19 protein-coding genes and 1 pseudogene are annotated in these 20,592 nt (G+C 68.5%); 10 read left to right on the top strand and 10 right to left on the bottom strand.

From position 1 onward, the window contains the following. Nucleotides 1-29: 29 nt before the first annotated feature. Genes BLU27_RS11330 through BLU27_RS11340 form a run of 3 tightly spaced genes read left to right on the top strand, consistent with a single transcriptional unit; the run spans nucleotide 30 to nucleotide 1,874 of the window. Nucleotides 30-530 carry a DUF2975 domain-containing protein gene (locus BLU27_RS11330; RefSeq protein ID WP_092657561.1) on the top strand — a complete coding sequence of 167 codons (501 nt, stop codon included), beginning with the start codon at nucleotides 30-32 and terminating at the stop codon, nucleotides 528-530. Next, nucleotides 530-748, top strand: a complete 219-nt coding sequence (locus tag BLU27_RS11335; RefSeq protein ID WP_092653079.1) for a helix-turn-helix domain-containing protein — start codon at nucleotides 530-532, stop codon at nucleotides 746-748. Before BLU27_RS11330 ends, BLU27_RS11335 begins: the two co-directional genes overlap by 1 nt. Beyond that, nucleotides 735-1,874, top strand: coding sequence for an FAD-dependent oxidoreductase (locus BLU27_RS11340; RefSeq protein WP_197681783.1), 1,140 nt, complete (start codon nucleotides 735-737; stop codon nucleotides 1,872-1,874). The genes BLU27_RS11335 and BLU27_RS11340 overlap by 14 nt, the downstream gene beginning before the upstream one ends. Before the next feature lie 26 nt (nucleotides 1,875-1,900). On the opposite strand, the gene BLU27_RS11345 is transcribed toward BLU27_RS11340, so the two are convergent. After that, nucleotides 1,901-2,956 carry a hypothetical protein gene (locus BLU27_RS11345; RefSeq protein ID WP_157728436.1) on the bottom strand — a complete coding sequence of 352 codons (1,056 nt, stop codon included), beginning with the start codon at nucleotides 2,954-2,956 and terminating at the stop codon, nucleotides 1,901-1,903. A gap of 361 nt (nucleotides 2,957-3,317) precedes the next feature. On the opposite strand from BLU27_RS11345, the gene BLU27_RS11350 reads away from it, so the two are divergent. Next, complete coding sequence (locus BLU27_RS11350) at nucleotides 3,318-4,721, top strand: serine hydrolase domain-containing protein (protein ID WP_241827914.1); 1,404 nt, start codon at nucleotides 3,318-3,320, stop codon at nucleotides 4,719-4,721. Between the two features lie 57 nt (nucleotides 4,722-4,778). On the opposite strand, the gene BLU27_RS11355 is transcribed toward BLU27_RS11350, so the two are convergent. The 3 genes from BLU27_RS11355 to BLU27_RS11365 all read right to left on the bottom strand — a co-directional run bounded on the left by BLU27_RS11355 (nucleotide 4,779) and on the right by BLU27_RS11365 (nucleotide 7,336). Beyond that, nucleotides 4,779-5,495, bottom strand: a complete 717-nt coding sequence (locus tag BLU27_RS11355; protein WP_092653085.1) for a cytochrome b/b6 domain-containing protein — start codon at nucleotides 5,493-5,495, stop codon at nucleotides 4,779-4,781. Further along, a complete protein-coding gene (locus BLU27_RS11360; protein ID WP_092653087.1) occupies nucleotides 5,485-5,967 on the bottom strand; it encodes a hypothetical protein in 483 nt (160 codons plus the stop codon). The genes BLU27_RS11355 and BLU27_RS11360 overlap by 11 nt, the downstream gene beginning before the upstream one ends. A 445-nt stretch (nucleotides 5,968-6,412) precedes the next feature. Beyond that, nucleotides 6,413-7,336: a phosphotransferase family protein gene (locus BLU27_RS11365; RefSeq protein ID WP_092657565.1), complete on the bottom strand. Its 924-nt coding sequence runs from the start codon at nucleotides 7,334-7,336 to the stop codon at nucleotides 6,413-6,415. A gap of 349 nt (nucleotides 7,337-7,685) precedes the next feature. Between BLU27_RS11365 and BLU27_RS11370 the strand changes: the two genes are divergently transcribed. From BLU27_RS11370 to BLU27_RS11380, 3 genes are all read left to right on the top strand, one after another. Continuing rightward, the gene (locus BLU27_RS11370) at nucleotides 7,686-8,756 is read left to right on the top strand and encodes a sodium:calcium antiporter (protein WP_092653089.1); all 1,071 of its coding nucleotides are present in this window, start codon (nucleotides 7,686-7,688) and stop codon (nucleotides 8,754-8,756) included. 169 nt (nucleotides 8,757-8,925) lie between these two features. Continuing rightward, complete coding sequence (locus tag BLU27_RS30860; protein ID WP_092653091.1) at nucleotides 8,926-10,758, top strand: ABC transporter ATP-binding protein; 1,833 nt, start codon at nucleotides 8,926-8,928, stop codon at nucleotides 10,756-10,758. Then, a complete protein-coding gene (locus BLU27_RS11380; protein WP_092653093.1) occupies nucleotides 10,755-12,527 on the top strand; it encodes an ABC transporter ATP-binding protein in 1,773 nt (590 codons plus the stop codon). The genes BLU27_RS30860 and BLU27_RS11380 overlap by 4 nt, the downstream gene beginning before the upstream one ends. Before the next feature lie 2 nt (nucleotides 12,528-12,529). On the opposite strand, the gene BLU27_RS28960 is transcribed toward BLU27_RS11380, so the two are convergent. Continuing rightward, on the bottom strand, nucleotides 12,530-13,195 hold the full coding sequence (locus BLU27_RS28960) for a VOC family protein (protein WP_157728440.1): 666 nt from the start codon (nucleotides 13,193-13,195) through the stop codon (nucleotides 12,530-12,532). Nucleotides 13,196-13,349: 154 nt separating this feature from the next. On the opposite strand from BLU27_RS28960, the gene helR reads away from it, so the two are divergent. Continuing rightward, entirely contained in the window at nucleotides 13,350-15,497 is a 2,148-nt protein-coding gene (helR, locus tag BLU27_RS11390; RefSeq protein WP_092653097.1) for an RNA polymerase recycling motor ATPase HelR, read from the top strand. On the opposite strand, the gene BLU27_RS11395 is transcribed toward helR, so the two are convergent. Further along, on the bottom strand, nucleotides 15,492-16,586 hold the full coding sequence (locus tag BLU27_RS11395; RefSeq protein ID WP_092653099.1) for a phosphotransferase: 1,095 nt from the start codon (nucleotides 16,584-16,586) through the stop codon (nucleotides 15,492-15,494). The two genes, helR and BLU27_RS11395, sit on opposite strands and share 6 nt — an antisense overlap. Before the next feature lie 99 nt (nucleotides 16,587-16,685). Continuing rightward, entirely contained in the window at nucleotides 16,686-17,567 is an 882-nt protein-coding gene (locus tag BLU27_RS11400; RefSeq protein ID WP_092653101.1) for a DMT family transporter, read from the bottom strand. Between the two features lie 93 nt (nucleotides 17,568-17,660). On the opposite strand from BLU27_RS11400, the gene BLU27_RS11405 reads away from it, so the two are divergent. Then, a complete protein-coding gene (locus tag BLU27_RS11405; protein ID WP_197681785.1) occupies nucleotides 17,661-18,401 on the top strand; it encodes a class I SAM-dependent methyltransferase in 741 nt (246 codons plus the stop codon). Nucleotides 18,402-18,443: 42 nt separating this feature from the next. On the opposite strand, the gene BLU27_RS11410 is transcribed toward BLU27_RS11405, so the two are convergent. From BLU27_RS11410 to BLU27_RS30095, 3 genes and pseudogenes are all read right to left on the bottom strand, one after another. Further along, nucleotides 18,444-18,992 (bottom strand): LOG family protein, encoded by a 549-nt coding sequence (locus BLU27_RS11410; RefSeq protein WP_092653105.1) that lies wholly within the window; start codon nucleotides 18,990-18,992, stop codon nucleotides 18,444-18,446. Nucleotides 18,993-19,030: 38 nt separating this feature from the next. Continuing rightward, a complete protein-coding gene (locus tag BLU27_RS31215) occupies nucleotides 19,031-19,405 on the bottom strand; it encodes an SDR family oxidoreductase (protein ID WP_197681906.1) in 375 nt (124 codons plus the stop codon). Beyond that, nucleotides 19,333-19,902: pseudogene (locus BLU27_RS30095) on the bottom strand (SDR family NAD(P)-dependent oxidoreductase); the annotation flags it as partial. The pseudogene BLU27_RS30095 and the gene BLU27_RS31215, both read right to left, overlap by 73 nt. A gap of 76 nt (nucleotides 19,903-19,978) precedes the next feature. On the opposite strand from BLU27_RS30095, the gene BLU27_RS11420 reads away from it, so the two are divergent. Beyond that, nucleotides 19,979-20,575 (top strand): helix-turn-helix domain-containing protein, encoded by a 597-nt coding sequence (locus tag BLU27_RS11420; protein ID WP_197681786.1) that lies wholly within the window; start codon nucleotides 19,979-19,981, stop codon nucleotides 20,573-20,575. Nucleotides 20,576-20,592: the final 17 nt, after the last annotated feature.

Raw genomic sequence — 20,592 nt, forward strand, 5'->3', positions numbered from 1 at the left:
TCCGATCGTAGTTCGATCGGGGAGGGATGATGGGGAAGCTGACGGTACTTGCGCTGCGGGCCGTGCTGATGGCGTTGTTCGCCGGCTCGGTGTTCGTGCAGACGGTGATGGTGCCGCTGCTGGCGGAGGATCTGCGCGACCCGGACGCCGAGCTGGTGGCGTACCAACGCATCTGCGTCGTGGTGATCCTCGTCCTCGGATTCCTGGCGGTGGAGGTCGTCCTTGCCTGCGTCTGGCAGCTGGTGACCATGGTGGGCCGCGGGACCGTGTTCTCGTACGGTGCCTTCCGGTACGTCCACGTCGTGATCGGCGCGATCGTGGCGGCGGCCGTTCTGCTGTTCGCGCTCGCGGTCGTCCTGGCGCCGGGGGAGGCCGTTCCTCCGGGGATGGTCCTGCTGATCTGCGGTGCCGCGGTCGCGGTCCTGGGGGTCGCACTCGTCGTGGTCGTACTCCGGATGCTGCTCGCCCAGGCCGTTGCCCGCGATGTCGAGGCGACCAGGCTTCGGTCGGAGCTGGACGAGGTGATCTGATGCCGATCGTCGTCGACATCGACGTGATGCTGGCCAGACGGAAGATGTCGGTGGGTGAACTCGCGGATCGGGTCGGGATCACTCCCGCCAATCTCGCGGTGCTCAAGAACGGCCGCGCCAAGGCAGTGCGCTTCACCACCCTCGAAGCTCTCTGTGAGGTCCTCGAGTGCCAGCCCGGAGACCTGCTGCACTGGGAGAACAACGGTGAAGCGGACTGACATGGACACCCACGACGTGCTGGTTGTCGGTGCAGGACTGGCGGGACTTCAAACCGCCACGTTGCTTGCCCGGCAGGGCCATGACGTTCTCCTCGCGGAAAGGCGTCCGAGCCTCACGGGCGCCATCCGTACCACCGGGATCTTCGTCCGCAGGACGCTCGACGATTTCCCTTTGCCTGTGGAGTGTCTGGGCCCACCGATCAGGCGAGTGGTGCTCTACCCGCCTGGACTGCGCGGGCCGGTGGCGCTGGTCAGTGAGCGCGACGAGTACCGGGTCGGCGACATGGCCCCCATCTATGGGCGGGCGGCCGCCGCGGCAGCCGATGCGGGCGTACGCATCCTGCTGGGTACGCGCTATGCCGGCCGGCAAGGGCAGATCTACACCCTGGTCGGGAGGGGCGGGCCGACCCGGGTGCGAGCGCGGTTCGTCGTGGGCGCTGACGGTGCGCGGTCTCGCGTTGCCCGCGACCTCGATCTGGACCGAAACCGGCACCTGCTGATCGGGGCCGAGGAGGTGTACGAGATCAAGCGTGGTGAGGAGCCGCCGACGTTCCACTGCGTGCTCGATCCCTCGCTTGCCCCCGGATACCTGGCATGGGTCGTGAACGACGGCCGACATGCCCACGTCGGTACGGCTGGTTACGCGAACCGCTTTCCGGAGGGCCTTCGCCGGGCGCTCGAGCGGTTCGCGTCCTCGGCGCCCGGCCTGGATGGTGTCGAGCGTCCCGATGGTCCCGATGCGGTCGAACGGCGGGGAGGGCCGATCCCGGTCGGTGGTCTGCTGCGCCGGATCAGCTGCGCGGACGGGCTGCTTGTGGGGGACGCCGCAGGCGCGGTCTCCCCGCTCACGGCCGGCGGTCTGGATCCGTGCCTGCGCTTGTCGGAGCTCGCGGCTGCCGTCCTCCACGAGTCCCTGCGCTCCGGGCGCAAGGAAGCGTTGACGCACTTCGACGGAGCCGCGCTGCGTTCCCGTTTCCGCGGGAGGCTGGCGATGCGGTGGGGACTGGACAAGGTTCGTACGCCTGCCCTCGCGGACGCGGCGTTCGGGTTGCTGCGTACGCCTCCTGGGCGGGCGGCAGCGCGGCGGATCCTCTTCGGCGACAGGTCCTTTCCTGGTACGACCTGATCACTCCCTTCCTGGTACGGACCTGATCAGCTGACGTCAAGGACTTCCCGGAGTCGTTCTCCGGCTTCCTGCGGGTTTCTCGGTTGCCAGTCGATGGCGACCAGCGTGCGTCCGCCGGCGTCGATGTCGAGGGCATCCTCCGCAGAGGCGCGGGACAGCCTCTGTCGAGCTTCCTCCGACCGCCAGGTCCGGCTCCCCGCACTGCTGACGGCGAACAGCATGCGTGCCGCCAGAGTGTCGCCGTACGGAGACGGTACGTCGACCCATTCGCCGTGCCAGGGTTCGCCGAGTCCGGGCACCGGGCCGGGAGCCGTTTCGAGGTACTGCCGTTCGACCTCCGTGGTCAAGCGTTCCAGCAGGGCTGTGCGCAGAGCTCCCTCTCCGGCCCTCACGACCTCGCTGCCTGGCGCGCTCTGCGGCGCTTCGAGTGTCTCCTCGGCATGAGCCGACAGTGCCCGTCGCAGTTCGGCCATCCGCCGGGTGGACGACGGCACCGGGCCGGGCGCTGGGAAGCTGAAGAGGTCGACCGTCGTGGACGTGGGTTGGATCCACGTCCACGCCATGCAGAGCTGGTCCGTCCGCTGCGAACGGGACCAGGCGAGGAGTTCGCCCAGCCGCCTGCGCTCGAGCGCGGCGACGAGCGCCCGCTGTGGCTCGCGAGCGTCCCGACCGTGACACTCGCCGGCCACCACCCGTTCCGGGAGGCCGAACCGGAAGTCCGGACCGATCCGCCGTCCACCGCCGGCATAGATGTGCTGCGCGTCCGCAGGCAGCGCGTCGAGGTGAACGATGCCGGGAGCCGGCCCGTGGACCTTCTCGAGAGCCGTGGTCAGCGCTCCCAGTGCGACGACCTCCGTCGTGAACCGGCGGATGTGGGAGGAGCTGTCGGCGAAGGCCGCGTGCCGGGTGAGAGGTTCGCCCACGCGGTCGCGGTTGAAGAGAGTCAGTACGAGCGCCAGCTCGCGGGTCACCAGGCGCATCAGCTTGTGCCCGCCGTAGGGAACGGCAAGGGCGTTGCGCCGAATGGTCGCCGCGAGCGACACCTCCAGGAAGTCCTCGGCCCGGAGGATGATGTCGTCCACCCGTATCGAACGCGCCTTGGGCCGCGGGACGACGTCGAACCGTCGGAACCGAACCTGTCCCATGGCACCCCCAGGGCCCGGACCGCGCGCCAGTGCACGCCGGCATCTCCTCCCACGATGAGCGTGCGAACGGCCTCGATCAACAACCTGGGTCGAACGAATTTTCGATGGCCGGGATTGGTAGCGACGTACCACGCTTCTGGACACTCGGCCGGGGGTCGGGAAGGATGACAAGGCTTTCACCGTTCCTGTGAAGCGAGCACCGGACCCGAGCACAGCTCGCCGAGACCACGAGGATGTTCCGCTGAACACTCAGTTGCCCGACGGGCCTCCCGCTTCGCAAGGTGTCGACGCGCGCGGCGTGCACGCCTTCCTGGACGCACTGGAGCAGGCGCCGGAGATCGAGCCGCACAGCCTGATGATCGTTCGGCACGGCCGGCTTGTCGCTTCGGGCTGGTGGGCTCCGTACGCACCTGACCGGCTTCACCTGCTCTACTCGCTGAGCAAGAGCTTCACGTCGACGGCGGCCGGCTTCGCGGTCGCCGAGGGACTCGTACGGCTCGACGATCCGGTGATCTCCTACTTCCCGGAGTTCGAGGCCGACATCACCTCCCCTCGAAGCCGTTCGATGCTCGTACGCCATGTCGCGGCCATGGCCTCCGGCCACGTCGAGGAGACTCTGCCGCGGGCGATCGAGGCAGACCCGGACGAGATCGTCCGCGGATTCCTCCTGGTGCCGCCGGATCGCGATCCCGGCACGGTCTTCGCCTACAACCAGCCCGCGACGTACACGCTCGGCACCATCGTCCAGAAGGTGACCGGACGGTCGCTGACCGACTACCTTCGGCCGCGGCTGTTCGAGCCGCTGGGCATCGGTGAGGTCGCGTGGCACCAGCGGCCGGCCGGTCGTGACCTCGGCTTCTCGGGGCTGCACGCGACCACCGACGCGATCGCCCGGCTCGGCCTGCTCTACCTGCAGCAGGGGAGCTGGGAAGGCAAGCAGTTGCTGCCCGCCGCATGGGTCGAGGAGGCGACGCGTTCGCACCTCTCGAACGCGGACGGCACCCCGGAGGGGGCGAACTCCGACTGGCAACAGGGGTACGGATTCCAGTTCTGGATGTCCCGGCACGGCTATCGCGGCGACGGGGCGTACGGCCAGTTCTGTGTGGTCCTGCCCGGTCACGACGCGGTGATCGCGATGACAGCGGCGACCGTGGAGATGCAGACGCTGCTGGACGCGATGTGGGACAACCTCCTGCCGGCGTTCGGGTCGGCGCCGCTCGACGGCCGGGAGGACGACGACGCCGCGCTGGCGGAACGACTGTCCCGCCTGGCGCTCCCGGCGGCCGTCGGCCAGGCGGCACCGCCCGCTGACCCCGCGGCGTGGTCCGGCGCGGAGTTCACACCGGCCGGTGGCACGTGCGCCGATCAGGCGACGCTGACCGGGATCGCGGTCACGTCGACGGACGGCGGCTGGGCGATCTCGCTGAGTGACGCCGGCGAACAACTCGAACTCCGGCTGGACGGAGGTACTTCCTCCGGCTGGACGGTCGGTTCGGGTGGCGACGCAGCGGCGACCGTACCCACGGCCGTCAGTGGTGGCTGGGCCGACCAGGACACGTTGGCGTTCGACGTGGTGTTCCTGGAGACACCGCACCGGTTGGCGGTGACGTGCTCGCTCGCAGATCGTACGTTCACCGCACGGTGGCGGACCGTCCCGCTCCATGGTGGCCCGCTGCGATCGATGCGCGCGCCGCGTCGGTGACGCTGGGGACCGACGGTTCCCGGCCAGGACGGACAGGACGAGCAGGGGCAGAGCGAGCTACCGTTCCCGTGGTCGCGCTGACCGCCTGCCTTCGCCGGACTGGTTACCGCGGAGCGACGAGGAGGTCCAGGACGGCCACAGACGTCGGGCGACCTGCACCGGTAGCCTGCCGCCGAGGTGCATGGACTTCCACGCGCCGCGATACCCGGGCAGGATTCCGGAGGCGATCGTGACGTGTCCGAGGATCAGCGCGGTGCCGACGTAGGTTCCCCATCGGTGTACCCGCACGAGGATGGTGAACAAGGAGCCGCCGCTGAGCCACGCCAGGCCTACCCCGGAGACGATGACGACGAGGAGACACCCGGCGATCGCCAGGTTGAAGAGCCGTTGCCCTGGGTCGAAGTGCCCACGATGATGAGGGAACCTGCCCGTCAGGACCGCCACCGGCCAACGGCGGAACCATTCCAGGTCCCCTGGATCGGTGCGTACGGACTCGGCGAGAAACGTCCTGAGCGCGCGCCTGCCGGCAAGGAGGCCGACGACTGCCGCCGCTGCGGAAACCCATCCGGTGAGCGTGTGTATCCGGGTGTCGGGAACGCCCGACACCCTTGCCAGGATGCTTGGTCTGCCCTCGTTCCCGAGAGTGAGCCACCAGCCGGTGCCGAAGAGCACGACGAGGATCGTGTAGCTGACAGCATGGAACCAGCGCGTCTTCCGGTTGTAACGCCGCACGTATCCGGCTACAGGGCCCCCAGGGGAGGGCTCAGTAGCCATACCCGCCGCCGCCGTCGTTGGCCCCACCCTTCTTGCCGGAACCGTCGGAGCCGCCCTTCTTGGCGGAGCCGTTCGTGACGGTCACACTTATCCGGGCCTTCGGCCCGACCGGAGAGTGATCGGCGTGTTGCAAGGTGATCCCCACGGTGTGCTTGCCCGCCGGAAGGTTCTTGATCTGGTAGCTCGTCTTCGTGACCACGGTGTACTCGTTGGTCTTCCCGTCCACGAAGACGTGAACGTGGTCCTTCCCGGAGTCGGTCGGGCCGATGGGCACACCGGGATCGAACTTCAACGTGAACGGCACCTTGACCGACGCTCCCTCGGCCGGCGACAGAATCCTGATCTTCGCCGGCTGCTGTTTGTCGCCGGAGCCGTTGTCGGTGCTCGTCGTCGCCTGGCCGGCATGCCCACAGGCCGTGGCCACCAGTAGCGCTGCGGCACCGATCGAGATCTTGAACTGACGTGCTGACATTGACCTGTACCTCCACCGCTCGATGCGGTCCCACACCGTTCGACGCGGTTCGATGTGGTCCAACACCGTCCACCACGCAGATGCGCGGGCAGAGGTTCACCCGGACGCCCGCCAGCCGCCGGCGCGATCGTGGCGGCGCAGCACGCTGTGGCTCTCCAGCTTCTCGACCAGTTCGAACCCGTGCGCGTCGTACAGGGACCTCGGTCCGCGCCGCGCCGACGCCGGTCCGGTACATCGAGCACTCGGCACGCTTCGAGGCATTGACCCAACCTGCGGGTCTGCCCTCGACGTAGGCGAGGTAGCCGAACGCTCGGCCACTCCTGAGCAGCTCGACCATCAGTTGTCTGTTCTGCCGCCAGGGGCGGAGTTCGCCTCCAGCCTGGCCGCCCTCCGACACGTGTGGCCCGGCGCAGTAACAGACCCATCCTCAGGCCCTCCGTCCGTCTCAGCCAAGCTCGTCGATCAGCTGCTCCGCCCACGCGAGGTGGCCCGCTGTCCAGCCGAGGTCCGCGCCCCACGCGGCCTCGACGACACAGATGTGGAACCGGTAGAACTTCAACATCCGCTGGGCATGTTCGACGTCGTAGGTGCTCCGCGCGAAGTAGTGCGCGTGCAAGGTCGGATGCAGTTGCGCCGGACGCTCGTCGTCGGCGGGACCCCCACCGACGAACCGTACGAGGTCGTACAACGGGTCGCCGACCAGCGCCGCGCCCCAGTCGACGATCGCGGTGACTGCACCGGTCTCCGGATCGACGTAGACCTCGCCGTCGCCGAGGTCGGCGTGCAGGAGAACGCCAGGTGCGCTGTCCAGGTCGGCGGCGAAGGAGCGGCACAACTGCCGGGCACGGGATGCGAACTCCGCTGGTGCCGCATCCATCCGGGTCAGCGAGTCGAGAGCGTCGTCAACCGTCTCTTGCTGCCACCGCGACCACGCCACGAGGCTGCCTCCTCGAGCGTCGTCCGCGAAGGCTCCGAAACCGGGCAGGGCGACCCGGTGGAGCAGCGTGTAGTACTCCGCAAGCTCGTCGAGGGTACGGCTGATCGTCGATGCCGTACGTCCGACATCCTGCAGCGTCTGTCCGGTCGCGGCGCGCGTGATCATCCAGCGCCCGCCCGGAAGCCGCTCGTCGTTCCCCACACCCAGGATGTCGACCGTCGGGACGCCCGCGGCGCGGACGCGCTCCATCACCGCGGCTTCGGTGTGGACGTTCTGGTTGGCGCCCGCCTTGACGAACACCGTCAGGCTGTCGTCCACGGTCGCCTCGACGACGACCGTCGGTCCCCACGTCAGCAGCGCCTCGATGGAAGTGGGCTTCGTCCCGAGGAACTCGGCGACGACCTCGGCGGCACGATGATGCTCCGGCGACATCTCCACGCGATCACGGTAGGGCGACGGTCAACCAGTTATCACTCACCCGAGCGTGCGACCGAGCGATCGAGGGAACTGGGCACCCAGAGACGGTGACGGTCAGCGGCCGCGGCGATACGGTGAGGCATCGGCCGTGCCTGTTCCGGAGCACTCCTTCTCCACCCGAGGGCCTTCGCCCCGCAAGTCAGGGTTGCTGGTCCGTTCGGACGTGATTCTTTCCGGCCCATGGGTACCACCGCCCGGACGGAAGGAGTTGCTCGTGGCAGGCGATCGAACGGTCCACCGCGTTCAACCCGAGCGGGGCGAGAGGAAGCTCTCGCCCGAAGTACGACCGACCTGAGGAGCTGGTGTGTCCGGACTCTCCCTGCCGTGGCTGGTCTTGATCTTCGCCGGGGGCGCGGCCGCGATCTGGCTGGCCGGCATCCAGCTGTCGAACCAGACCGACGTACTGTCCACTCGCCTGCATCTCGGCTCGGCGCTCGGCGGCCTGATTCTGCTCGCGGTGGCCACCAACCTGCCCGAGATCGCCATCGTGGCCAGCGCCGCCCTGGCCGACAACATCGGTGTCGCCGTGGGCAACATCCTGGGCGGCATCGCCATCCAGACCGTCGTACTGGTCGTGCTGGACGTGTTCGGAGTACGCGGTAGCAAGCCGCTGACCTATCGGGCGGCCTCACTGGTGCTCGTCCTCGAAGCCGGCTTGGTCATCGCGGTGCTGGGCGTGGTCGTCGCCGGCTCCCAACTGCCCGACAACCTGATCGCGTTACGCCTCGCTCCCGCCCCGGTGCTGATCGCGATCCTCTGGGTCGTGGGCCTGCTGCTGCTGCAGCGCGCGGGCCGGTCGCTGCCCTGGCACGAGTCAGGCGAAGCGCCCGACAACCAGGAGCCGGCCCGCGGGCACAGCCGGCACAAGCGTGAACAGCAGGCCACGAAACGGGGCGTCAGCACGGGCAAGTCGGCCGCCATCTTCGGAGCCGCTGCGCTTGTGACCCTCGTGGCCGGTGTGTTCCTCGAACGCAGTGGCGACGAGATCGCCGGCCACATCGGTCTTTCCGGCGTACTCTTCGGCGCGACCGTTCTGGCGGCAGCCACCTCACTGCCGGAGGTATCGACCGGCCTGACCTCGGTACGCAACGGTGACTACCAACTGGCTATGAGCGACATCTTCGGCGGAAACGCGTTCCTGCCGGTGCTCTTCGTCGTCGCGACAGTCCTGTCCGGCAAGGCGGTGTTGCCGCAGGCGCAGGCCACCGACATCTACCTGACCGCGGTCGCGATCCTGTTGACCGTCGTGTACGCGGCCGGTCTGTTGTTCCGTCCGCAACGGCGCATCGCGCGGATGGGCCTGGACTCGCTGACCGTGCTGATTCTCTATGTCATAGCGGTGGCGGGGCTGTTCGCCGTCGCCAACGCGGGCTGACCAGGGGCCGACCCGCTTCCGGCCAGAGTCCGACGATCGTCCCGAAGCGGCACTCCCTTGCAGAGCCCCGACCTCGGCCGCCATGATGAGCGGCTCCGAGTGAGGGGGTGTGTCTTCGCCCGTGTCCGTTCTCCGTCGGTCTCGCACGGACCTTGGAAGGTTCGCTCGGGTGGCGTGGCAGGTGGGCCCGGTTCTCACCGTTGTCACCGCGTTCACGGTGTTGCTGGGCGCTGCCGCACCGCTGGGACTCGCCGGCGTGGTCGGTGCGGTGGTCGGTCGTGCGGGTGACGTCGCCGCCAAGGGGTTGATCTCCCCGGCCGGACGGTCGGCACTGTGGTGGTCCGCCCTCGCGGCCGGGCTGCTGATGGTGGTGTGGGTGGCGGGTTCGGTGCGATCGGCCGCCTCGACCGCTCTGGGCGAACGCATCGATGCCTCCCTCCAGCGGGAGCTGATGCGGGCGGTCGGTGAGCCGGTCGGCATCGGCCACCTGGAGGATCCTCGTACGGCCGAACTGATCTCCGTCGGCCGGGAAACCTTCCGCGGTTCGTGGGGTCGGCCAGGCCGGCTGGCGTCCACCGTCGCCGGGCTGGTGACCGGCCGGATCGTGCTCGTGGGCGCCTGCGTGCTGGTCGCGGGCTTCCACCCGCTGCTCGGAATCGCCTTGCTGGCCGCGGGATCGTGGACGGCGTACGAGGAGAAGGCGGCTTCGCGTGCCGAGGCCTCCCACCACTACGGGACCACCGAGGTCGCCCGGCGGTTGGAGTATCTCTACGGACTGGGGTCGAGTCCCGAGGCCGCCAAGGAAGTACGGATCTTCGGGCTCGCCGGTTTCCTGCGGGACCGGTACACGACGCTGTGGCAGCGGTCGATGGCCGACGTGCTCACACCTCTGCCGCGACGCGCGGTCGCCGCCAACGTCGTCACCGGTGCCGTGGTGGTGTGCGGCCTGGTCTGGATCGCCGTACGTGCGGGACGGGCGGAGGTCACCGCGGGGCAGGCGGCGGTATGGGTGCAGGCGCTGATGACCGGGCTCCGGGGCGTTCAGCAGTCCGCGTGGACCGGCCTGCAGACCGAGTTGGCGCTGGCCACGCTTCGCCGCTTCGACGAGGCGGTCGAGGCGGTCGAGGCGGTCGCGACCAAGGACCGGGACGCGGGAATGACGAACGTCCCTGCGACCGTTGCTGTCGCGGACCGGCCTCGCCGCGAGATCCGCTTTGAGCGCGTCTCCTTCTCCTACCCGGGCAGCACCGCTCCCGTGCTCGACGGCCTCGATCTGGTGGTGCCCGCCGGTCGCTCGCTCGCGATCGTGGGAGTGAACGGCGCAGGCAAGACCACGATCATCAAACTGCTGTGCCGGATGTACGAACCCACCAACGGGCGCCTCACCGTCGACGGAACCGACCTGACCGCGGTCGACGCTCGCGGATGGCGTCGTCAGGTGGCGGCGGTGTTCCAGGACGCCACCCGGTTTCCGTTGACCGCCCGCGAGAGCATCACCATGGGAAGGCCGCGCGCTGCTGTCGACCAACCCGGTGTCGAATCCGCTGCCGAACGCGCGGGCATCGCCGACGAAATAGCAGCGTTGCCCTCAGCCTTCGACACTCCGCTGTCGTCCCACTATCCCGGCGGCGCCGACCTGTCCGGCGGTCAGTGGCAGAAGCTGTCCCTGGCCCGGGCGCTGTACGCGGTCGATCACGGCGCACGCGTTCTGATCCTGGACGAGCCGGCCGCACACCTCGACGCCCGCGCGGAAGCCGGCCTCTACGCGCGGTTCCTCGAACTCACCGCAGGGCTCACCACGATTGTCATCTCGCACCGGTTCTCCACGGTTCGCCGCGCCGACTCCATCGTCGTACTGGATGGCGGACGGGTCGCCGAACGTGGCAGCCACGAGGAGCTGATGGCACTCGACGGCGAGTACGCAGAGATGTTCCGGCTGCAGGCCGAGCGCTTCGTCGACCGTACGGACGACTCCGAAGGAACGGCGGGGATCACCTCATGACGTCCTGGCGACAGACCTGGCGGTTGCTACTCGGAATCGGTCGGGAGATCGGCGTCGTGGTGTGCGTACTCCACGTCCTGGTGGTGGCCACGTCCTTCCTCGGTCCGCTGCTGCTCGCCCTCGGCCTGCGCCCGCTCGTGGACGGCGCGGTGGCCGGTGACCCACGCCGGCTCGTGGTCGGCGGCGTCCTCTCAGGAGTCGCGTTGCTGCTGACCGCGCTCGCACCGGTCGGCTATCGGTGGGCCGTGGTCCGGATGCGGGAACGTTCCCAGATGGTCGTGCAGCGACGTCTGCTGACCCTGTCCGCGTCCGCGCCGGGCCTCGGCCACATCGAGCTCCCCGCGTACCGCGACCGGCTGGAGTTGCTGAAGCAGCGGACCGACGACCTTGCGGACGGTCTTACTCTGTTGGCTATCGGGTCGATCACGGCCCTCCAACTGGTTGTCACCGCGTTGCTCCTGGGTCGGCTTCAACCCATTCTGCTGGTGATTCCGCTGCTCGCGATTCCGGCCGTACGACTGGCAGGACACGCGGAACGGCTGCGTGGCGCCGCGGACCTGCGGACGGCCGCGGACCGCAGGTCCGCTAAGGGCCTGTTCGCCCTGGCGGTGACCCCGACGGCGGGTGCGGAGATACGCGTCCACGGAGTCGGCGAGGAGCTGGTTGCCCGGCATGCCGCTGCGTCCCGAACGCGGCACCGGGCCGTCGAAGCGGCGCTCCTGCGTTCGGTCGCCGCCACCGCGGGGGTGTGGCTGTGCTACGCGGCCGCGTTCCTCGGCGCGGTGGTGTCGGTCCTGCGTCAGGTCGCGGCCGGGGAGGCCACCGGCGGCGACGTGGCCATGGTGCTCGGGCTGGCAGCCGCCGTGGTCGGCGCCGCTGGTCAGCTGTCCGGCCAGGCCGGTTCGGCGATGCGAGTACGCACCGCCGCAGATCACTACCGCTGGCTGGAACGTGAGGCGTGCAAGCACGACGGGCGTACGGCGGTGCCACCTGATCGCCTCGTCGACGGCATCACGCTGGACGACGTGCACTTCGCCTACCCCGGCGCCGATCAGCCAGTCCTGACCGACGTCTCGCTGCGCCTACCGGCCGGGGCGGTGGTCGCCCTGGTGGGCGAGAACGGTGCCGGAAAGACAACTCTGGTGAAGCTTCTCACCGGCATGTACGAACCCACCGCGGGACGGATCGTGGTCGACGGAGAGGACCTTTCCAACGTCGACCCGGACGGCTATCGCGAACGCATCACCGCCGGTTTCCAGGACTATGCCCGCTTCGAACTCGCCGTACGGGAAAGCGTCGGCGTCGGCGACCTGGCCCGGATGAGCGACGACAGAGCCGTCCGCGCGGCGCTGAAGGTCGCCGGCGCGGACTTCGCCGAGGACCTGCCTGCCGGCCTGGACACGCCACTGGGAGCCGGATGGGACGGAGGTGCCGAACTCTCGGGGGGTCAGTGGCAACGGCTCGCCCTCGCCCGGGCCGCGATGCGCCCGTGGCCACTGCTGGCTGTGCTGGACGAACCGACCGCGGCGCTGGACCCACACGCCGAACATGCGTTGTTCCAGCGCGTTGCCGACGGCGCTCGCCGAGGACGTGCCGACGGAAGGATCACTCTGCTCGTCTCACACCGGTTCTCCACCGTGCGGATGGCCGATCTGATCGTCGTGCTGTCCGGTGGCCGGATCGCCGAGTGCGGTAAGCATTCCGAACTACTCGCTCGCGGCGGGCTCTACGCGGAGCTCTACAACCTCCAGGCCGAGTCGTACCGCTGAGATCACCGGGAGCCTTCCCAGAGGACGACTCGGTTCCCCACCGAATCCTCGATCAAGGAGTGCCGGGGCATGTTCTCGCCATCGGTCGGCGGGTAATGCTCCGTCGCTCCGGCTGCCAGCGCGCGTCCATGGGTTTCGTCGAGTCCGACGACGCCCAACCCGAAGGCAGAGGTGTGCCCGAAGTGGGGCTCGTCGGCCGATCGGACCCTGATGTTCAGGAAGCCGACGGCCTCGCCTTTGCCGAGGACCACCTGACGACTGGGGCTACCCCAGTCCTCGAGTTCGGCACCCAGCACTTTCCCCCAGAACGCGCAGGCCGCGTCGAGTTGCGCATTGGAGTCCACTCCGATGTTGATCGCGACCAGGCGGAAATCCTTGGCGGTCCTCATCTGCGTACCATCGCCATCGATGTCGTGGGTCAGTTGACTCATCAGCGCCTCGATCCGTTCCGTACGTGAGTGAAGTGCGCTGCGTAGTCGAGTGAGGACTTGCCGCGCATCGGATGCGTCACCGTCGATCACCCTGGCGATGTCCTCGGTAGCAAGCTCCGCTTGACGCAGGAGGCGGATTCGCCGTGCGGTGTCGACCTGGTTGCTGTTGTAACGCCGGTAGCCAGTTCGATGGTCGGCTGGTCGAGGTGGCCGGCCCCGCCCGGCGAATGTGATCATGAGAAGGTCGCCAGTCCGGACAGACGACGAAGGGCAAGGAGAGTCATCTCCTTGCCCTTCTAAAGGTATAGCGCACCCGGGGGCTTGCGGCAAGACCCCGGTCGTGCCGCAGAATCACCGGGCCGAACCAAGGGACGTACCGAAACGGGGCGCAATGAACCCACAGAACACCGCTGTGTTCGACCTGCCCGACCACCTGATCCACAAGGCGGACCCGAGACTGATCGCCGGGGACGAGCAGCACTTCGCCGCCATCGAGGAGTGCCTCGAGCAGTCGATCGCCGAGCTGTCCGGCCGTCTCGCCACAGCCCGCAAGGCACCCGGAGGGAAAGGCCAGCAGGCGCTCGATCGGGACCTGGAGATCCACCGCCTGACCGCCCGCCTGCGTACCCTGCGCCGCTTCGGCCTGGACCTGTGCCTCGGGCACATCGTCAGCGGGCACCAACCCGATCCCGTCTACGTCGGGCGGCTCGGCCTCACCGACAGCGAGGGGCGCCGGCTCCTGATCGACTGGCGCTCTCCCGCGGCCGAGCCGTTCTTCGGGGCGACTCACGCCAACCCGATGGGGCTGACGAGCCGCCGTCGCTACCGCTGGACGCGCGGCCGGATCAGTGACTACTGGGACGAGGTGTTCACTCCTGACGGGCTGGAAGGACACGCAGCGCTCGATGACCAGTCTGCGTTCATCGCCAGCCTGGGCAGCAGCCGTTCGCCGCGGATGCGAGACGTGCTCGGCACCATCCAGGCCGACCAGGACGCGATCATCCGGGCGGGTTCCCGTGGTGCTCTCGTCGTCGACGGCGGGCCGGGTACGGGAAAGACCGTCGTAGCACTTCACCGCTCGGCCTACCTGCTCTACTCGGACCCTCGCCTGGGTGAGCGCCGGGGCGGGGTGTTGTTCGTCGGCCCGCACCAGCCCTACCTCGCCTACGTCGCCGACGTACTCCCCAGCCTCGGGGAGGACGGCGTGCAGACCTGCACTCTGCGGGACCTCGTTCCCGAGGGCGCCTCGGTGGTGCCCGAGGCCGACCCGAACGTGGCCCGGCTGAAGGCGTCCGCGGACATGGTGAAGGCGATCGAGCCGGCCGTCAGGCTGTACGAGCAGCCGCCCGGCAAGGGGATGATCGTCGAGACCCACTGGTCCGACATCTGGCTGACCCCCGCCGAGTGGACCGAGGCGTTCGAAGCGGCCGAGCCCGGCACACCGCACAACGACGCACGTGACCAGGTGTGGGAGGAGTTGCTCACGATCCTGGTCGACAAGCACGACAACGACGAGGAGGTTCCAGCGGACCTGCTGCGCAGATCCTTGCTGCGGAACAGGGATCTGGTCACGGCCTTCAACAGAGCATGGCCATTGCTCGAGCCGACCGACATCGTCGGAGATCTCTGGGAGGTCCCCGCCTACCTGCGCATGTGTGCTCCCTGGCTCACGCAGGACGAGGTACGAATGCTCCAGCGCGAAGACTCTCATGCGTGGACGCTGTCGGACCTGCCGCTCCTGGACGCCGCCCGGCAACGGATCGGTGACCCGGAGGCCGCCCGACGCAGGCGTCAGCACAAAGCCGCCGTCGCGGCCGAACGCGAACGCATGGACCGGGTTGTGGACGAACTCATCCAGTCCGACAGCGATGGCATGTTCGCACAGTTGCGCCAGCACGGCATCCGCGAAGCCCTCGTCGATCAGGACGCTCTGCCCAGTACCGACCCTGACGTGCTCGCCGGTCCGTTCGCGCACATCGTCGTGGACGAGGCTCAGGAACTGACCGACGCGGAGTGGCAGATGCTGTTGCTCCGTTGCCCTTCCCGAAGCTTCACGATCGTGGGCGATCGGGCCCAGGCCAGGCACGGCTTCACCGAGTCGTGGCAGGAACGACTCGAGCGGATCGGACTGGACCGGATCAAGCTGGCCTCGCTGAGCATCAACTACCGAACCCCGGAAGAGGTCATGGTCGAGGCCGAGCCGGTGATCCGAGCCGTCCTCCCGGACGCCAATGTGCCGACGTCCATCCGCAGGAGTGGCGTCCCCGTCCTGCATGGTTCCACTTCGGACCTGGGAGCCGTCCTCGACGCGTGGCTGGCCGAGCATGCTGACGGAACCGCTTGTGTCATTGGTGATCCTACGTTCCGGGAGAGAGCTCGGGTGCGGTCGCTGACCCCGGAGCTGGCGAAGGGACTGGAGTTCGATCTGGTCGTACTCGTCGATCCCGAGTCGTTCGGTGAGGGCATCGAAGGGGCGGTCGACCGTTACGTCGCGATGACCCGAGCGACTCAACGCCTCGTCGTCCTCACGAGCTCATGACCGTGGATTCGTGAGGAGCTGCGCGAAGCGTTCCAATGCCGCCTCGCCGTGGTCGAGCATCGTCTGGGCCTGGGTCGGCCCGAAGCGTCGTGCGACCGGCCCGACGAACGTGGCGTTGCTGAAAGCCGTTGCCCAGGCGTACCCGGCCTCTGCCTGCCATGGGTCGAGCGGGCTACCCGTCACGTGCTCCCAGGCACGGAGGTACGCGGAAAGCCCTGCGGCCGAGGGCCAGTCGCCGTACATCACGACGTCGAGCATGATCGGCCCGACCCGGGCGCTTCCCCAGTCGATCAGGCGAGGTGGAGCGGTCCCATCGTCTGCCACCACCACGTTGAACCCGTACACGTCGCCGTGCAGCAGGGTCGCAGGGAGGAGCCGTAGCCCGGTGTGGATCCGCTCGTCGTCGGACCAGCGCCGAAGCAGGTCCAGGGCGCGATCATGCACCGGGTGCGGCTCCGCGCGTTGGGCAGCGTGGATCCATGACGGGGAGAAGTCCAGCAGGGCTCCACGACAGAACGCCTCGTCGACCCGGGGGAGGTCCGGTGGCAGAGCGTTCGTTCGCCCCAGGTAGTGGTGGTGCATCCGAGCCAGGCTCGTGAGGACGTTGTCCGGAACCGCGGCGTCCCACGGCATCGGCGATCCCGGGTAGTACGGCGTCACCAGCCATGCACCGGACTGGTCGGTGCCTGCGTCGATCAACTCCGGGAAGGCGTCCGTGCCGGGTATGGCAGCGATCTCAGACAAGGTCGCCACCTCGGCCGCGGAGGCGCGCTTGGCAACGACTCCATACCGGTATCGGCGTCCGTCCGCCCCCACGGCGGTGACGTCCACATGCTCGACCAGGGCCGAGGCCACTCCGCCCGCAAGGGCGCGTCGCGCACCAACCTCGACGGCAGAGAGATCGGGATGCCTTGGAAGGAGCCACTCGGCGATTGCACCCCGGCGAACCGGAACGCCGCGATCGACGTGGCCGTCACTGACGGGACGTGTCAACTCTGGTAGGCCCGGGCCCGGGTCCGGTTCGTCGGCGACGGGTTCGACTCGACGCACTGCCTCCTCGACGTCCTTGTCCGTGGGTCGCATGGGCATCACCTGAGTGGTCGATGGGAACTCGGTCGCAGCGGCATCGCGTGGACGACGACCGGGGTACGCAGAAGCCGTGCCTACTCGCAGGACTGTAGAAGATGCTCAGGGGTTCCCCTCGGCCGGGCTCTCGTGCATCCGGCGCAACTGCGGGGACTTGGCCAGCGTGACGGCACCCACGACGATTGCCACGGTCGCCGCGACGGCCAGAACGAGGAACAGGCCACCCTCGGTCTTCTCCTGGAAGACGATCAGCCCCCACACGATCGCGACGGCCGGGTCCAGCAGCGTGACGCCCGGCTGGGACGCGGCGAGTTGCCCGGCGGCGTAGGCGTTCTGCAGCAGCCAGAACGCAAGCGTTGCCACCGCGATCGATCCGTACAGCTGCCAGCTGGTGAGCACCCCCGAGATCCCCTCGACGGTGAACACCTCGGTCATGCTCTTCATGTAGACCGCGGACAGGCCGAACGCGAGCCCGCATCCCGCACCGAGATACGCGGCCCGTCCGGATGGCTGCGTGGTGCGTCGGCCGAGCACGTACAACGCCACGACGAGCCCGATGTTGAGGCCGGAGCCCAGGAGCCAGGTGGACGCGGGAATACCGATGACGTGGCCTCCCTTCGGCACCAGGACGACGAGCAGTCCGATCAGCCCCACCGTCATCCCCGCGATTCCGAGCCAGTCGCGCCGCGTAAGGCGTGAGTCGAACAACCACGAGGCGCCGATCAGCGACAGTGGCAACTCCAGCACCAGGATCGGCTGTACGACCGAAAGCTTCCCGAAGCCCAGTGCCGCTGCCCCCAGGGGATAGGTCGCCAGGCTCAGTATCAGGCCCACCAGCCAGGCCGGGCTGTGAACCAGCCGCAGCAGCAGGCTCAGCTGGAACTGCGAGGCGGTGGGCACGCCCCGCGCGGCCTTGCGCATCAGCACGTTGGACGTCGCGTTGGTCACCGCCACGAGAAGAGCCAGGAAGATACTCAGGGGCACGACGGGCTTGTTCCCGTCCGGCGACCAAAATCAACGGGGCAGCTCGTCCGCGGGTCCAGAACCAGTCATGGTGCACCTGGCAGGATGTCGGCTGTGACCACGGATGAGGAGCAGCGTAAGCACGTTCAGGCGGGCTCTTTCGGGGTGGCGGCTGACGCCTACGAGCGTGGCCGCCCGCCTTACCCGGAGGAGGCGGTGGCCTGGCTGGTCCCCGACCACGCGACCACCGTGGTCGATCTCGGTGCGGGCACCGGCAAACTGACCCGCGCACTGCGAGCTCCCGGACGCACGGTCCTCGCCGTGGAGCCCTCTGCCGGCATGCGCGAACAGTTCTCCCAGGTGCTTCCTGATGTGCCGGTCATGGAGGGGACAGGGGAGTCGATTCCGCTCCCGGACTCGAGCGTGGACTCGCTCGTCTGCGCGCAGGCCTGGCACTGGGTCGATCCCGAGCTGGCGGTTCCGGAGGTTGCCCGCGTGCTACGCCCGGGCGGGCGGCTGGGCCTGGTGTGGAACCTCCGGGACGTGTCGGTGCCCTGGGTCGCGGAGCTGGACGGGATCCTGCGCGACTACGCGGCAGCGCCGACGGAAGATCGACAGGTGGAGCAGGTGGGCACGCCATTCGGCCCCGTCGAACGGCGGGACTTCCGCTGGAGCCATCCCATGACGCCCCGAGACGTCATGGACATGGTGGCCTCCCGCAGCTACGTGATCACCCTCGATGCGGCCAGCCGGGAGGAACTGCTGCTCCGTGTTCGGAAACTACTGGACACCGAACGCCCGACGGCGATGCCGTACTCCACCGAGTGCTACCGAGCCGAACTCGGACAGCTCTGACCGGAGGGACCGTCCGGCCCGCGGCGACCGGCGTGCACGGGATCAGTCGCCCAGCTGCCGCGACAATCCCTTGAGTACGTCGGCCAGGTTGTCGTCGACGACCACGTCCTCCAGGGTGAACGCGGACAGGAAGCCAGCGGTCGCGATCCCGCTCAAGGTGTCAAGGAGGGGTTGCCAGAAGCCCTCGGCGTTCAGAAAGGCCACGGGCTTTCGGTGAAAGCCGAGCTGTCGCCAGGTCCACACCTCGAAGATCTCCTCCAACGTACCCAGACCTCCGGGCAGGGCGAGGAAGGCGTCCGCAAGGTCGGCCATGATCGCCTTGCGCTCGTGCATCGTCGCGCAGACACGTAGATCCGTGAGGTCTGTTCGAGCCCACTCACGCTCGACCATCGCCTGCGGGATGACTCCGGTCACCTCGCCGCCACCGTCCAGCGCGCCCTGGGACAGTGCACCCATGAGTCCGGCTCGGCCGCCGCCGTAGACGAGGCCGATGCCTCTTCGCGCCAACTCTTCACCCACGCTGTGGGCCAGTGCCGCGAAGGCGGGAGAGTGGCCGGTCGTCGAACCGGTGAACACCGCGATCCGTCTCACTGATACGTCCTTCCGGTTCTGCTGGACCCTGCTGGCTTCTACGTCTCGGAACGAGTGGCGTTCGCCAACGGCGAAAGGTGGTTGGTGATGGCAACGCGATCGGCCGCGGCCTGCTTGGCGGGGCGGCCGCTGCTCAGGCCACCATCGACCACCAGGTCGTGGCCGGTGACGAAAGCGGAGGCGTCGCTGGCCAGCCACACGATGGCCGACGCGACATCCTCGGGAACGCCCACACGCCGGAACGGCTGCCAGGTGCCGAGCCTGTCGGCGAAGAGATCTCGGAGGGCATCGGGATCATCGTCGGCTCGGTCGTCGTCGACGCCGGCGGTCTGGCCTGGATGCCCGAAAGGATCGGGCCGGGTGAGACCGAGTTGACGCGTACGCCGTGCGCGCCGAGCTCGGCCGCCGCGCACCGAGTGTACTGGACCAACGCTGCCTTGGCTGCGGAGTAGTCGGTCGACGACCAGCCGGCCAGCCGCGCGCTCACGCTGCTCACGTTGACGATGCTGCCCGACCCCTGCTCGACCATGATCGGTCCTGCGTACTTGACGCCCGCGCAGGCGCCCAGGACGTGCACGTCGAAGGCGTACCGGAAGCGCTGCAGGTCCATCGAGAGGACGCTGGCCGGCGAGCCGCCGTCGCCGGCGCTGTTGACCAGGCAGTCGAGGCGGCCGAAGCGCTCGACCGCACGGGTGATCAGGTCGCGCATGTCTTCCTCGGACGTCACGTCCGTCGCCAGGAAGTCCGCCGCCGGACCCAACCGGGCCGCGATCTCCTCCCCCCGATGCCGTCGCCGTCCGGCCAGGACGACGCTGGCACCCTCGTTCACCATGCGCTCGGCCGTTGTGGCGCCGATGCCGCTGGTGGCACCGGTGACAACCGCGACCTTGCCGTTCAGTACACCTGGCATCTGGGACCTTCCATGACGACATTCGCGCAGGACAGACCCTAGCAAGATGTCCCAGATCAGGGATAGAGTCCCAGATGTGAACGACGCCGAAGTGGCAGCCGCGGACGGTTCCGGACCGGACGGGTGGGAAGCCCGCCTGCCGGGCCGGCTCGCCGAGTTGCGGGTGGAACGCGACTGGTCGCTGGACGAGCTCGCGCGACGAACAGGTGTCAGCCGCTCCACCCTGTCCCGGCTGGAGCGCGCGGAGATCAGCCCGACGGCCGCGCTGCTGGGCAAACTGTGCTCGGCCTACGAGAAGACGATGTCGCAGCTGCTGGCCGAGGTGGAGTCGGAGTCCCCGCAGTTGGTGCGATCCGGCCAGCAGTTGGTGTGGCGGGACGAGGCGTCTGGCTTCACGCGAAGGTCGGTGTCCCCACCCCAGCGCGGGTTGCGGGGGGAGGTCATGGAGGGCGTGCTTCAGCCTGGCGCCGACATTCCCTACGACCGGCCGCCCGTCCCGGGCCAGGAGCAGCACGTCTGGGTGCTCGAGGGCATCCTGCAGCTCACCATTGACGGCGACGTGCACCAGCTCCGCAACGGGGACGTTCTGCGGTTCCGGCTCTGGGGACGCTCACGCTTTCGCAACCCGAGCACGAAGCCGGTCAGGTACGTCGTGGTGATCGTCCAGCAGTAGGAAGGGCCCCTTCATGT

The sequence above is a fragment of the Actinopolymorpha singaporensis genome (assembly GCF_900104745.1).
Lineage (GTDB): Bacteria > Actinomycetota > Actinomycetes > Propionibacteriales > Actinopolymorphaceae > Actinopolymorpha > Actinopolymorpha singaporensis.